Origin of the sequence: Bacillus cereus group sp. Sample62 (assembly GCF_036851315.1) — a bacterium.
GTDB lineage: Bacteria > Bacillota > Bacilli > Bacillales > Bacillaceae_G > Bacillus_A > Bacillus_A wiedmannii.
In genome coordinates, this window is the sequence record NZ_JAFLPK010000001.1 from 2,075,975 (window position 1) to 2,089,083 (window position 13,109).

Below are 13,109 nucleotides of genomic sequence, written 5' to 3' on the forward strand. Positions count from 1 at the left end.
TAGTGGAAAATAGAATGTATCTTTCTATTTGTGCGTAGTAATAAAAGTGTTACCTCTAATTCTGAGAATATTCAGATTATTTATCTTAATTATATCTAGTATAATTGCTTCCGTAACTAAGGGCAATATGGTAAATGATGATTTGTAGTTTTATGTGAAATATGTCTTGATAAAATAGTATTGTTAAAGAAAAAAATCCTTACATGCAATTTTAAAATTTTTTCCCTTATGCCATTTTTGAAATTATATCAAACCTCTTTTTAATATATTTATAAAGAAGAACGTAGGAACTTCGCCTGCGTTTTTTCTTTTGTAAAATAGTCGCTACCCAAAAATATTATTCTCCTAATAATGAAGATTAACCATAATCTTCACAACGGAACAAAAGGTTTTCTCACAAACTTATTTTCTCACTGAATTTTTGACAATCTCTTGAACTGTGCGAAATGTTGGCTTGTACACGATTAAACAAAGTTATTTGAATCATAATAAAATGACTACTGTAAAAGAAGTGGATGCTGCCATGCAAGCTGCTATGAACTATTGGGGCGTGCAATCAAACTCTGTTCAAGCGATTCGTAGAGCCTTATGTGCAGAAATAAAAAGCTTTTTTAAAGCATGGGAACAGTGGAAGAAAAATCCTCATATGTTTAGGACCAGATTCTTTAGTAAGGCTAATAGATATTGTGAAAAAGTACACTTAAACTAAAGAATACAGTTTAGTTCGATAAGGTAAAATTATGAATTTGTATAAATAATCCATAATTTTCTTTATGAGTTATATTTGATATGTTAAAGAAAAAAGAGGGGAGGGAAATGCAATGAGAATTTTTGATGCGCATTTTCATATTATTGATTTTAGTTTTCTTATTATTGAGAACTAAGGGTGTTTTCCGATGAATTATATGTGGCCCATATTTAGTAAAGCGTTTAATCCGACTAAAATATATTTAGAATGAGGTTGAAAATGTTTGCTTTTATTATATTAGACGTAATATTACCGATATTAATATTAATGCTAATTGGTGCAATCTTACAAAGAAAGTTTCAATTTGACTTAAAGCAACTATCTACACTTATTACTTATTGCTTGATGCCAGCGGCTGTATTTGTGAATATATATGATATTCGTATAGAAACAGATGTGTTGCTCCAGATAATATACTATTTAATGCTTTATAGTCTGAGTCTGATCATAGTAAGTCATTTCATTTCAAAAACATTAAAGTTAGAAAAAGGAGAAAGTGCAGCTCTAAAAAATAGCATTTCGTTAATGAATTCCGGTAATTATGGATTACCAGTAAGTCAATTGATTTTCAGTCACAACCCAGTGGGGGTTTCCATTCAGATTTTCATTGTCATTTTCCAGAATCTTTTAACTTATTCATATGGGATATATAACTTACTATCAGCAACAAAAACAATCGGAAGTATTATTCAATCATTTCTAAGACTGCCTGTATTTCATGCGCTCGTATTAGGGGTTCTCTTTCAATCTTTTACAATTCAAATACCTAATTCTATCTTTCTACCTCTTAATCAGCTTGCGAATAGTTTTGTTGCAATAGCACTCATATTGCTAGGAGCGCAATTATCCAACATTAAGCTTAATTTTTTCCATCGAGTCATAACATGGGCTTTAATTGGAAGATTACTGATGGGACCATTATTAGCACTTGCCATGATCTACCTACTAAACATTGATGGTATTGTTGCACAATCATTATTTATTGCAAGTTCTTTTCCTACTTCAAGAAATACATCAACCATTGCTATGGAGTATCAAATAGAGCCTGAATTACATGCACAAATTGTTTTATTTTCAACACTTTTTAGCATTATTACAGTAACTATCGTAATTTATTTGTCATATATTTTGTTTTGAATATACGTGCAAAACGAATAGATTTGAGGCGGTAAATGATGGACGGAAATCCCATCGATATGAGAAGAAAACAGTCTTTCATATATTGGGTGTCGTTTACAAAGGTACCATGTCTGATAATTAAGCGGCTTAATTCAAAAAGGAACCTCATTAGGGGTAGGGGTTATTTTGTATGCAAATCTTTAAATCATCTACATATAGAGTTGCGAAAAAAGACACAATCTCGCTTATAATTGACGTTACATGAGCTTAGGTTGATAGCGATGGGGTGGGAGTGTCAAGTAAGAATTTTATCTTTATTGATTTTATGCGGTTTTTCCGCATAATTGTAACTAAGGGGGATGATTATAAGTTGAGTAAGCAGAATATTAGCACAACTGTTTCAGGAGATTTGATTGTTACCCATCTAATTGGCCAGATTAAAACAGACGATGTGTATGAATGGTTTAATAGCTTTGAGCAGGTTTGTCAGCAATTTATTTCCGAGGGACGGAAATACAAATTATTGGTAGATAGAAAAGGATACACGCCAAATCATTTTTCTGTTCAAAAAGTATGGAAAGATAAGTTCTTCAATGAAACCATTTTGAATCATAGTAAAGCAATTGCATTTCTTCTTGAAGAAGGGGAGATACTGACTTATTTGCAACAGTCTAATACGAAAGAATCCGTAAAATTTTTTGATGAATATGAAGAAGCGTTAATTTGGTTGAATGAATACCCAGTATAAAAATTGAATTGAACGAGTTGCTCGTAATATTGCACTTGTCATAACATTTACTTGTTTACAAGTTGCCGACACCATTCATTTTCTTCGCAGATCGCCTGTGGAATTTCAAAAAAAGGAACCAAAAATAAAAGAACAAACGCTTTTAAAAAACGTTTGTCCAAAGGTAATTACTATTTTTCACATGCAACTCCATCGCCATCTTTATCTAGTTTCCGACTATATCCTGGTTGATCTCTATATAAAGGAGCTTTCCCAGCACTTCTAACTGCGGCACAATTTGCGTAGGTTACATTACTATTGCTACCTGAAGCAGGTTGTGTTTGAGCTTGCTGTGCTTTTTTCTGTTCCTCTTGTTGTTTGCGAGCCTGTTCATCAGCCTGACGTTTTTGCTCTTCTTGTTGTTTACGAGCTTGTTCATCAGCTTGGCGTTTTTGCTCTTCTTGTTGTTTACGAGCCTGTTCATCAGCCTGACGTTTTTGCTCTTCTTGTTGTTTACGAGCTTGTTCATCAGCTAGACGTTTTTGCTCTTCTTGTTGTTTGCGAGCTTGTTCATCGGCTTGGCGTTTTTCATCCTCTTGTTGTTTGCGAGCTTGTTCTTCGGCTTGGCGTTTTTCATCCTCTTGCTTACGAGCTTGTTCCTCGGCTTGACGCTTCTCATCTTCTTGCTTTTGAGTTTTTTCGTCTGCCTCTTTCTTTTCTAGTTCTTTTTTGTCGCTATCTTTTTGTTCTGTAGTGTTAGAAGCAACTTTTTTACTAGTTACTGTCGTTTTTTCAGAAGTAGGGTTTGAAATACTTGATAACGCACCAAAAATAACAAATAAAATAGCAGTGATAATAAATTGTTTTTTTGCTACACCTGTCTTTTTAACTACAGATAAGATTGCTAGAACAAGGAAAAAAATAAATAAAATTAAACTTAAAGTAGCAAAAAAATCGATGACTGGGTGTTCAGATTTTGTAGTGCCCATTCCTGTTAAGAGAATTGAAATCATAAAAAGAATAACGGCAGGACGACCGTATTGTTTTGCTTTTCCATTTTTCTTAAAGAATGAAATGATACATAGTATTAAAAGAATAAAAGCAATAAAAAATAAAGCTGCACCAATATTACTCAAAATCGCCATTTTTATACCTCCATTTGTAAGATTTTCACTATTGATTATATAGGAAATTATTGGATATTACACGATTTATATAAATTTAGAAAATTAGTATTTTTAATAGACTTATAAACATTTATTTTATATATAAGGAAAAATAGATATATTTCCTATTACATTTTTAAAGAGAATTCATAAAGTATAATATACCGATTGAAAGGAGGGGGTTTAAATGGAATTTCAATTATTGGTAACTTGTATATTACAAGAAGGTAATGCTTTCTTTTTAGTAACGAAAGTAGACGATGTTATTACGTTAAAAGTACCGATTACTGCGGGAGTAGCAGGTTTATTCTTAGCTTTAGGTGTACCAAGATGTTCTTAATTTAAATTTCTAGAGTAGAAGGGAAGGGATATACCTTTCTCTTCTACTCTTACATAATATGATTATGTAAACTGAAATATTGTTTTGTAATAGCACGTTTAAAATGGACATGCATATACTATAATGTTTCATTGGATGTTAGTGATGAAAGGTAGTTTTCACACGTGCATGTAATGATGTTCATTAAGTTATGAAATTAAAGAGGTGCTATTATATATGAAAAGAAGAACATTTGATATTCCAGTTACATTACGAAGAGAGTGGTTTTTAATAGAATTAGCCCATTTAACGAAAAAATATGGAATTGAAATTGCAACTAGCAAAATGGAAGCTGCACCGTTTTTAAGAGATCAAGTTACAGAATCAAAAATAGGATCAGGGCTCCAATACGATAAATATGATGATGAGTATATCATTGATTTATAAGAAAGAAGCTGCGTATAAAAGGTTATGAAATAGACCTTTTATACGCAGCTTTTTTAGCTAGAAATATGTTGAGAAATTTTTAATGAGCTGAATAGGAAAAGGAATGAATACATGTTGAGAGAATAACGTTTCATAAGAAAGGACAGTTACTATTTATTTCACATGCAAAAATAACTAGAGTAAAAATAGTGCTTCCTTTCAAAAAAGGGGGAATGTTAATGAGGGTTTTGAAAAGGTGTATGTTATTACTTCTCGCATTTTTTATTATGACTCCGATGGCTGTTAGTACGAAGGTAGAGGCGGAGGAAGTAAAAGAAATTAAAACGGGATTTCCAGATAAAGAAGTATTTACACCTGGAGAATGGTTTTTAGGTCAAAAACCTGCTAATTACGATGAGAATAAGCCTCCGATTCTTTTTGTACAAGGGAGGAATGGGAATGCTGATAGTTGGTATGGAAAGACAGTGTATCACGATATAAATGATATGTATGACTATGCTTTAAAAGCAGGTTATCAAACAGTATTTATACAATTATATGATGCTGCTGGGAAAGGGTCAGCTAGTCAGTGGGATAACGGAAAATTATTAGCACAAAAGTTAGAAGAAATATATAATCATTTCGGTAAAAAAGTTAATATTGTTGCACATAGTAAAGGCGGTATCGATACACAAGCTGCGTTAGTAGGATATGGTGCAAATCGATTTGTCGGAAATGTTATTACGCTTGCGACGCCACATCATGGTTCAAATTTAGCGGATTTATCATATAGTTGGTGGGCAGGATGGTTGGCTTCTATATTAGGTCAAAAAGATGATGGTACGTACTCATTACAAATGGGCGAAATGGCAAAATTTCGTTCAACGATTGATAATAATCCAGCAGCTAAATTAAACCGTTACTATACAGCTACTGGGACTAGCTGGGGACCAGTATTTTCTGCGCTATCTATGGGCGGGTTATATTTGTCATCATACGGTTCAAATGATGGACTAGTAAATGAGTGGAGTGCTAAGCTGCCATATGGAACGCATTTATTTACAGATTCCAGATTTGATCATGATAATATACGAAAAGGATCTGCTGTTTTCTCTCGAATTGAACCATATTTACGTACAGCAAATGTAGCTGTACCAGCTTTAGTAGCATCCAGTACTAGTTCAAATGAAAATATAGAACAATTAAATACAACTTCAAATCAAAACATATTAGGAGGAGAATTGCCACAAAATCAATGGATAGAGCAAACTGTTACGGTTGATAAAAAAACTGAAGGAATCGTTTCAATCTTAACAGCGTCTTCTGATGTAGAAGTACAAATGATGTCTCCAAAAGGAAAAATGTATACAAATAAGGATAGCGTTATTACTACTGGTGAAGGTGAATCTTTCTTTGGTGGTGCGACAATTAGAACATTTAAATTTGATAAAATGGATGTAGGAGAATGGAAAGTTAAAATGATGGCGAAGCAGTCGAAAGATGCATTTTTAATTGTAAGCGATTACAAGGATGGTGCACCATTTGTTCTCCAAATGCCTACAAAAGTTAAAGTGAATAAATCTGAGTATAAACTGAAAAAATCACCTGTGGCACCTGAAATGAAAGGGGATCTTTCTATAACAGTAAGAGTAGTTAATAAAGAAGGGAAACTAGTCTCTGAATACAATGAATTACAAAATGGTAATAATAATACGTTTACTGGCGCTTTGAAGGACATAAAGCAGCCAGGAGTATATAACGTTACGATGGATATAAAAGGGACGAATAAAGAAGGACTACCGTATGATCGTACAATTGTTAAGTCGGTTTATGTGGAGAAGTAAGAAAGAATGAGAAGTTTTTAATATAAAAAGTACCGAACTTTTGTAGAAGAGTTCGGTACTTTTTTCATGTTTATTAGATTAACAGAAACGTACAATGGAATTTATGTTTGATTATAGGAATCAAAAGAACATTATTCAATAAAAAAAGATGCTGAAATAGCATCTGAATGTGAAGAGGATTATTAACTTAGTTTTATAACTGTTAATTCAACTGAATTAATACCATTATCACAAGTTGCAATACTTTGACGATTAAAACCACTATTATTTTTCAGTTGAAGAGTGGAATTAGCTGTCACTGTAACAATCGTTTCACCTGCTAGTTGAAGACATTCGTTATTTGATGAAGTATTCATTTGGAAAGCGAAATCACCTTGACTATTAGCAAGTGGATTATTATTTAAAAATATAGTCATGACTGGAATATGTGGAAATACAGGATTTGAAGTAGTGTTAATCGTTGAAATGAAAGAAACTCTATAATCACCAGCTTGACTAAATTGTATAGTAGTAGGATTTAGTAAGGAAACTCCTCCTGCTATAGGGCCAACGTGATTAAATGGAAAAGGATCTCCGAAAGGAACAGTTATAAACTCAGTTTGCCAAAAAGTGCCATATGCTGGACAGCTTTTTTTATGTGAATGGTCGCATGAACATTTTTTATATGAACTGGAAGAAGAGTTACATGAACATTTTTTATATGAACTGGAAGAAGAGTTACATGAACATTTTTTATTTGAATTTGAAGAATGATAGTATGAACCCAATATATTACCTCCTATTATGAATGAAGTGTATACTCATAGTATTTTATGCTTGTCTTATATAAAAGGTGATAGATTTGGAGTATAAAGTGCGAATACGATGAAATATAGTAATAGAATAGTAGCTGTAACGATTTTGAAGAAGAAAAGGTTGATGTTTTGGTGGAAATATCAGTGGAATATCTTGAAAGATTGAAGTAAAGCGGGCACGCATATTTTACATGTGAAAGTAAAACCATTATCCTCAGTTGCAATGATGTGATCGTTTAAGTGAATGTCTATTTTGAAGTGTTTGTATATTAGAGTTTATGGTTATTATCTTTTATTTACGTAGTGGGGCAGGAAGAAGACGAAAAGTATCGAATGAATGTACATATGTAGCATTGTTTGCTTTTGGTGTGAATAGTAATAAAAGATACGTTGAAATATTTTAAACCGTAACAAAAGAGCGATTAAATAATAGAGGGAGCAACTTACATGGAAAATATATTAAAGGTATCTTCAAAATCAAAACCAAATTCAGTAGCAGGTGCAATAGCTGGTGTACTAAGAACAAGTGGCAATGTGGAAATCCAAGCGATTGGGGCAGGTTCTATAAATCAAGCGATTAAAGCAATTGCAATCGCAAGAGGATTTGTTGCTCCAAGTGGTATTGATTTGGCTTTTGTTCCAGCATTTCAAGAGGTTACTATTAATGATCAAGAAAGAACGGCGATTAAATTAATTGTAGGTCCTAGAAGGAAAAGGTAACTGCAGTAATTCAGTATTGAAATGAAATTCAACATAACAAACAAAAAGTGTCACAAATGCTTATGAAATAGGCATTTGTGACACTTTTATAGTTTTGTGAGAATAAAAACCTCTAAAACTGCTCATTCTTCTCCCAAGATTCCACAATATAATGTGCAATCGTAGGATTGAATCCTTTCCCAACTAAAAACATAATCGCAGCAACTTCTGTTAAAGCGTGTTTGTGTGATGTATGTTTTGCTTCATTTAAACCGTAATCTACCCAAGGTTTTACGAAATCTAGTACAGGTTTCTTTAAAGGTAAAAACTGAGTACCGACAACTTGTTGAATTTGTTGTTGTGTTGGTTCTGTAATTGGTCCAGGGGGTAAGATTTGTGGTTGTGTAATATCAAATGTTGGTCCAGGAGGTAAAATTTGTGGTTGTGTCGGATCAATTGTTGGTGGTTTAGGCGGTGAGACACGTGCATCGTAGTTTGGCTGGTACATTTGTTGTTGGTATTGCGGTTGTTGTGGCTGATTTACGTATGGATTTTGTTGATATTGTTGTTCTTGATTTTGTGGTGCTACATATGGATTTTGCTGAAATTGTTGTTCTTGATTTTGCGGTGTTGCATATGGATTTTGAGGATATTCGTAATTTGGACGTGTGTCGTATGGATTTTGCTGAAATTGTTGTTCTTGATTTTGTGGTGCTGCATATGGGTTTTGAGGATATTCATAATTAGGACGTGTGTCGTATGCGTTTTGTTGATAATTAGCTTCTTGGTTTTGCGGTGTTTCGTATGGATTTTGTTCATATTGTTGCTCTTGTTCTTCATATTGTTCTGTGTATCTTTGGTCCTGTTGCTGAGGGTAAAATGGTTGTTGTGGATAAGGTGGTTGATTATTATAGAACATATTTATTCCTCCTCCATGATGATGCTTACCACTCAGTGTATGGGCGGACAAGAAAATATGTGATGAAAAAATGCGGGCGTGTTACAATAGGTAACTGGGTGAAGATAAAATGACAAAACAAGAAAAGATTCAAAAAACAATTACTTTTGTAAAACATATTTTAGAAAAAGATGCGAGTGGGCATGATTGGTATCATATTGAACGCGTACATAAACTGGCGATTTCTTTATCCGAGCAAGAAGGGGGAAATCGTTTTATAATTGAAATGGCTGCATTACTTCACGATGTGGCAGATGAGAAGTTAAATGAAAGTGAAGAAGCAGGAATGAAAAAAGTTTCTGATTGGTTAGAAGAATTACATGTGGAAGAAGAGGAAAGTAAACATGTTCTTCATATCATTGCCAATATGTCTTATAAAGGTGGTCATGGCGGTAAAGTGGAGTCACTTGAAGGGAAGCTTGTTCAAGATGCGGATCGCTTAGACGCTCTTGGGGCAATTGGAATAGCTCGCACATTTGCGTATGGTGGAGCGAAAGGGAGATTAATGTATGATCCAACTATTCCTCCGCGTGAAGTGATGACGAAAGATGAATATAGAAAAAATAACGATCCATCTTTAAATCATTTTTATGAAAAACTTTTGAAACTAAAAGACTTAATGAACACGAACGCAGCAAAACAAGAGGCTGAAGTTCGTCATCGTTATATGGAACAGTTTATTGAACAATTTATGAAAGAGTGGAATGCACAAATATGAAAATGTTAACTGTGGAAAACTTATCGAAATCATACGGAGAAAAACCGTTATTTGATGGATTATCATGTAGTATTACAGAAGGACAACGTGTCGGGATTATTGGTGTAAACGGTACTGGTAAATCGACATTATTAAAAATTATTGCAGGGTTAGAAACTCCTGATACAGGTGATATGACGCATTCACGTGGTTATACAATTAGTTATTTATCACAGCAACCAGAGTTTGATGAAAAACTAACAGTATTAGAGCAAGTGTTCCATGGTGATACACCTTTAATTCGTCTTCTTCGTGATTATGAACAATCGTTATTAAATATCGAAAAAGATCCAAGTAATGAAAAAGTACAGGAACAATTATTTGCAGTGCAGCAACGTATGGATGCGATGAATGCATGGGAAGCAAATGCGAATGCAAAATCGTTATTAACGAAATTAGGAATTACTGATTTTACAGCAACTGTTGGAAACCTATCTGGTGGACAAAAAAAGCGTATTGCAATGGCGCAATGTTTTATTGAAACACCGGATCTATTAATTTTAGATGAGCCTACGAACCATCTTGACCATGAGACAGTGGAATGGTTAGAGGAATATTTAGCACGATATAATGGTGCCGTATTACTTGTAACCCATGATCGTTATTTCTTAGATCGTGTGACGAATCGTATTTTCGAATTAGACAATGGAAAACTGTATAGTTATGAAGGGAATTACAGTACGTTTTTAGAAGCGAAAGCACTTCGTGAAGAACAAGAAATTGCGCAAGAATCAAAACGTCAAAACCTATATCGCCGCGAACTAGCATGGATCCGCCGCGGTGCAAAAGCTCGTTCGACAAAGCAAAAAGCACGTATTCAACGATTTGATGAGTTAAAAGGTCAAGAAGGACCAGCTGCAAAACAGTCAGTTGATATTGCGCTTAGCGGGAGTCGCCTTGGGAAAAAAGTACTTGAGTTAAAAGATGTAACGAAAAAATTCGGTGATAAAACGGTATTACACAACTTTAATCATATTGTGAAACCAGGAGATCGTATCGGAATCATTGGAGCGAATGGAAGTGGGAAATCTTCTCTTTTAAATATGCTTGCAGGTAAGCTATCTCCTGATAGTGGTGAAGTTGAAGTAGGGCAAACTGTAAAAGTTGCTTATTATACGCAAGAAAACGAAGAGATGAATTTAAATCAACGTATGATTGAATACATTAAAGAGATTGCAGAAGTTATTCATACGACAGATGGAAAAGTAATTGGTGCATCTCAAATGCTAGAACGTTTCTTATTCCCGACGCATTCACATGGTACACCACTTGGTAAACTATCTGGTGGTGAAAGAAGACGTTTATATTTATTACGTATTTTAATGGGAGAACCAAACGTACTATTACTGGATGAACCTACGAATGATCTAGATACACAAACATTAACAGTACTGGAAGATTATTTAGAAGATTTCCCAGGTGTCGTTTTAACTGTATCGCATGACCGTTACTTCTTAGATAAAGTAGTAGATGAATTGTTCATCTTTAGTGGCGGAGGCGAAGTGCGTGAATTCCTAGGTAGTTATACGGACTTTTTAGAAATGGAAAAGACGAAAGAGCTTATTGAGAAGGCGGAAGTTCAAAAAGAGAAAAAAGTGGTAGAAGAAGCTCCGAAACAACAACGTAAACGTAAACTTTCATACAATGAGCAGCGTGAATGGGAAACAATTGAAGATACAATTGCCGAACTAGAAGAGAAAATTGAGTCAATTGGAGAAGAGCTTGCGAAAGTTGGATCTGACTTCACAAAGGCACAAGAATTATCTGAAGCACAGCAGAAAACAGAAGAAGAGCTAGAAAAAACGATGGAAAGATGGAGTGAACTATCAGACATCGTTGAAGGATTAAAATAAAAACAAGCTGCATATATTGAAAAGTAAAGAGAAAAACTTTACACTATTGGTAGAACCTATTTTAGGAGGGAAAAAATGAGAACATCTAATCCAATGTTGAAAAAAGAGGCATTCCGTAAAGAGGGAGCAAGCGCTTCTGCGATGACGATTGGCGGAACAGTAGGCAAAACGTTTATTATGCTTATCTTGCTACTTGCAACGTCTGTCTATTCATACATACAGATGATGCAGGGGACGATGAAGATGCCAGTGTTAATTGGTGCTTTAATCGTTGCGGCAATCATCGCATTTGCGTCAATGTTCTTCCCGCGTATTTCACCTTTTGGTGCACCAATCTATGCGGCGGTAGAAGGGGTTGTATTAGGTAGTATTTCAGCGGTTTATACAATGAAATTTGGCGATTCTATCGTTTTAAATGCTGTATTACTAACAATCTCAATTCTATTTGCAATGTTAGTGTTATATGCAACACGTGTAGTAAAGGTAACGGATAAATTCCGTACAGGTGTGATGGCAGCAACACTTGGAATTATGGTTATGTATTTAGTCGTATTTCTACTAAACATGTTTGGTGTAACTGTTCCTTACATTCACCAAGGCGGTACGATCGGTATTATTATTAGTGCAGTTGTTATCGTAGTTGCTGCATTAAATTTATTACTAGATTTCGATTTAATCGAAAATGGTGTACGTAGTCAAGCTCCGAAATATATGGAGTGGTACACTGCAATGGGACTAATGCTTACATTAGTTTGGTTATACTTAGAAATTCTTCGTTTCGTTTCTTACTTTACGAAAAATGACTAATAAAAAAATCCTGCATGAAAAATGCAGGGTTTTTTTATTTTCAAAGATAAATTGAGAATGTAGTATCATTCATTGGATGCTGTTAATTTGAAATGAAGGGGATGGAATATGATGAAAGAGAAGAAAGGGATTATGAAAAAACTATTTTCTAAAAATTTTTTCATAGAGCTAGATGATGCTTTAACGTATCCATCATCAGAAGTTATTATTTCCGCTATCGAAAGGTATGCGGTTGAATGTCAGGAACAATTGAATTTTGAGAGTAAAGTTAAACCGATTACTTTATACTTAGAAAATGTAATGTACCGCGTTGAAATAAAGATGGCTCGCGGTGGATATTACATATCATGTAGTGAAGTATAAATTTTGAAACCTTACATGTTTTAAATATGTAAGGTTTCTTTTTTGTTTTTATTACATATAAAATAATATTTTTTTACTTTAAATTATATTATTTTACGCTTTTTACCCTTCAAACATTTTTCTTTACAATAAAGAAAAATATGTGAGGTGGTATAACTTATGATGAATCGAGTTGTATTAATCGGTAGATTGACGAAGGAGCCAGAATTATACTACACAAAGCAAGGCGTCGCTTATGCACGAGTATGTGTTGCGGTAAATAGAGGTTTTCGAAATAGTTTAGGTGAGCAACAAGTAGATTTTATTAATTGTCTCGTATGGAGAAAATCGGCTGAGAATGTAACTGAATATTGTACGAAAGGGTCACTTGTTGGAATTACCGGACGTATTCATACGAGTAGTTACGAGGATGATCAGGGGAAGAGAATATATAGAACTGAAGTTGTGATAGAGAGCATTACATTTTTGGAGAGAAGGCGGGAGGGTGCATCACAATAAGAGGGGACTTTAAACAATGGTTTGGGGGAAT

At 34.1% G+C, this 13,109-nt stretch carries 14 protein-coding genes and 1 pseudogene; 12 read left to right on the forward strand and 3 right to left on the reverse strand.

All coding sequences use genetic code 11. From position 1 onward, the window contains the following. Positions 1–439: 439 nt before the first annotated feature. From J0835_RS10545 to J0835_RS10555, 3 genes and pseudogenes are all read left to right on the forward strand, one after another. Positions 440–661 (forward strand): annotated as a pseudogene (locus tag J0835_RS10545) (RNA-guided endonuclease TnpB family protein); the annotation flags it as partial. A 306-nt stretch (positions 662–967) separates the two neighbouring features. Next, positions 968–1,885 (forward strand): AEC family transporter, encoded by a 918-nt coding sequence (locus J0835_RS10550; RefSeq protein ID WP_087980937.1) that lies wholly within the window; start codon positions 968–970, stop codon positions 1,883–1,885. Between the two features lie 307 nt (positions 1,886–2,192). Next, the gene (locus J0835_RS10555; protein ID WP_087980991.1) at positions 2,193–2,615 is read left to right on the forward strand and encodes an STAS/SEC14 domain-containing protein; all 423 of its coding nucleotides are present in this window, start codon (positions 2,193–2,195) and stop codon (positions 2,613–2,615) included. A gap of 170 nt (positions 2,616–2,785) precedes the next feature. Here the strand turns inward: J0835_RS10555 and J0835_RS10560 are convergent, their stop codons facing one another. Next, positions 2,786–3,739 (reverse strand): excalibur calcium-binding domain-containing protein, encoded by a 954-nt coding sequence (locus J0835_RS10560; RefSeq protein ID WP_087980939.1) that lies wholly within the window; start codon positions 3,737–3,739, stop codon positions 2,786–2,788. Between the two features lie 208 nt (positions 3,740–3,947). Here J0835_RS10560 and exsG point away from each other — a divergent pair, with 208 nt between their 5' ends. The 3 genes from exsG to J0835_RS10575 all read left to right on the forward strand — a co-directional run bounded on the left by exsG (position 3,948) and on the right by J0835_RS10575 (position 6,349). After that, entirely contained in the window at positions 3,948–4,100 is a 153-nt protein-coding gene (gene exsG / locus J0835_RS10565) for an exosporium protein ExsG (RefSeq protein ID WP_000395678.1), read from the forward strand. Between the two features lie 216 nt (positions 4,101–4,316). Then, entirely contained in the window at positions 4,317–4,526 is a 210-nt protein-coding gene (locus tag J0835_RS10570; protein WP_046959276.1) for a hypothetical protein, read from the forward strand. 239 nt (positions 4,527–4,765) lie between these two features. Beyond that, positions 4,766–6,349, forward strand: a complete 1,584-nt coding sequence (locus J0835_RS10575; RefSeq protein ID WP_395940782.1) for an esterase/lipase family protein — start codon at positions 4,766–4,768, stop codon at positions 6,347–6,349. A gap of 182 nt (positions 6,350–6,531) precedes the next feature. Here J0835_RS10575 and J0835_RS10580 read toward each other — a convergent pair whose 3' ends face one another. Continuing rightward, positions 6,532–7,116 carry a hypothetical protein gene (locus tag J0835_RS10580; RefSeq protein WP_002085940.1) on the reverse strand — a complete coding sequence of 195 codons (585 nt, stop codon included), beginning with the start codon at positions 7,114–7,116 and terminating at the stop codon, positions 6,532–6,534. 474 nt (positions 7,117–7,590) lie between these two features. On the opposite strand from J0835_RS10580, the gene spoVS reads away from it, so the two are divergent. Next, positions 7,591–7,863, forward strand: coding sequence for a stage V sporulation protein SpoVS (gene spoVS, locus J0835_RS10585; protein WP_000427790.1), 273 nt, complete (start codon positions 7,591–7,593; stop codon positions 7,861–7,863). Between the two features lie 112 nt (positions 7,864–7,975). Here the strand turns inward: spoVS and J0835_RS10590 are convergent, their stop codons facing one another. Continuing rightward, positions 7,976–8,761: a hypothetical protein gene (locus J0835_RS10590; RefSeq protein ID WP_087980941.1), complete on the reverse strand. Its 786-nt coding sequence runs from the start codon at positions 8,759–8,761 to the stop codon at positions 7,976–7,978. A gap of 109 nt (positions 8,762–8,870) precedes the next feature. Here J0835_RS10590 and J0835_RS10595 point away from each other — a divergent pair, with 109 nt between their 5' ends. The 5 genes from J0835_RS10595 (at position 8,871) to J0835_RS10615 (ending at position 13,078) form a co-directional block, all read left to right on the forward strand. Beyond that, positions 8,871–9,518 (forward strand): HD domain-containing protein, encoded by a 648-nt coding sequence (locus tag J0835_RS10595; protein WP_087980942.1) that lies wholly within the window; start codon positions 8,871–8,873, stop codon positions 9,516–9,518. Continuing rightward, a complete protein-coding gene (locus J0835_RS10600; protein WP_087980943.1) occupies positions 9,515–11,410 on the forward strand; it encodes an ABC-F family ATP-binding cassette domain-containing protein in 1,896 nt (631 codons plus the stop codon). The genes J0835_RS10595 and J0835_RS10600 overlap by 4 nt, the downstream gene beginning before the upstream one ends. 75 nt (positions 11,411–11,485) lie before the next feature. After that, positions 11,486–12,217 carry a Bax inhibitor-1/YccA family protein gene (locus J0835_RS10605; protein WP_001260655.1) on the forward strand — a complete coding sequence of 244 codons (732 nt, stop codon included), beginning with the start codon at positions 11,486–11,488 and terminating at the stop codon, positions 12,215–12,217. Positions 12,218–12,325: 108 nt separating this feature from the next. Then, positions 12,326–12,580 (forward strand): DUF4318 domain-containing protein, encoded by a 255-nt coding sequence (locus tag J0835_RS10610; RefSeq protein WP_087980944.1) that lies wholly within the window; start codon positions 12,326–12,328, stop codon positions 12,578–12,580. Positions 12,581–12,739: 159 nt separating this feature from the next. Further along, positions 12,740–13,078 (forward strand): single-stranded DNA-binding protein, encoded by a 339-nt coding sequence (locus J0835_RS10615; RefSeq protein ID WP_087980945.1) that lies wholly within the window; start codon positions 12,740–12,742, stop codon positions 13,076–13,078. Positions 13,079–13,109 lie beyond the last annotated feature (31 nt).

Excerpts from the sequence above, each read along its gene's own strand:
- J0835_RS10550 (WP_087980937.1), top strand. The coding sequence starts at position 968 with ATGTTTGCTTTTATTATATTAGACGTAATATTACCGATATTAATATTA.
- J0835_RS10610 (WP_087980944.1), top strand. The coding sequence starts at position 12,326 with ATGATGAAAGAGAAGAAAGGGATTATGAAAAAACTATTTTCTAAAAAT.
- J0835_RS10555 (WP_087980991.1), top strand. The coding sequence starts at position 2,193 with ATGCGGTTTTTCCGCATAATTGTAACTAAGGGGGATGATTATAAGTTG.
- J0835_RS10575 (WP_395940782.1), top strand. The coding sequence starts at position 4,766 with ATGTTATTACTTCTCGCATTTTTTATTATGACTCCGATGGCTGTTAGT.
- spoVS (WP_000427790.1), top strand. The coding sequence starts at position 7,591 with ATGGAAAATATATTAAAGGTATCTTCAAAATCAAAACCAAATTCAGTA.
- exsG (WP_000395678.1), top strand. The coding sequence starts at position 3,948 with ATGGAATTTCAATTATTGGTAACTTGTATATTACAAGAAGGTAATGCT.
- J0835_RS10605 (WP_001260655.1), top strand. The coding sequence starts at position 11,486 with ATGAGAACATCTAATCCAATGTTGAAAAAAGAGGCATTCCGTAAAGAG.
- J0835_RS10600 (WP_087980943.1), top strand. The coding sequence starts at position 9,515 with ATGAAAATGTTAACTGTGGAAAACTTATCGAAATCATACGGAGAAAAA.
- J0835_RS10590 (WP_087980941.1), bottom strand. The coding sequence starts at position 8,761 with ATGTTCTATAATAATCAACCACCTTATCCACAACAACCATTTTACCCT.
- J0835_RS10570 (WP_046959276.1), top strand. The coding sequence starts at position 4,317 with ATGAAAAGAAGAACATTTGATATTCCAGTTACATTACGAAGAGAGTGG.
- J0835_RS10595 (WP_087980942.1), top strand. The coding sequence starts at position 8,871 with ATGACAAAACAAGAAAAGATTCAAAAAACAATTACTTTTGTAAAACAT.
- J0835_RS10615 (WP_087980945.1), top strand. The coding sequence starts at position 12,740 with ATGATGAATCGAGTTGTATTAATCGGTAGATTGACGAAGGAGCCAGAA.
- J0835_RS10560 (WP_087980939.1), bottom strand. The coding sequence starts at position 3,739 with ATGGCGATTTTGAGTAATATTGGTGCAGCTTTATTTTTTATTGCTTTT.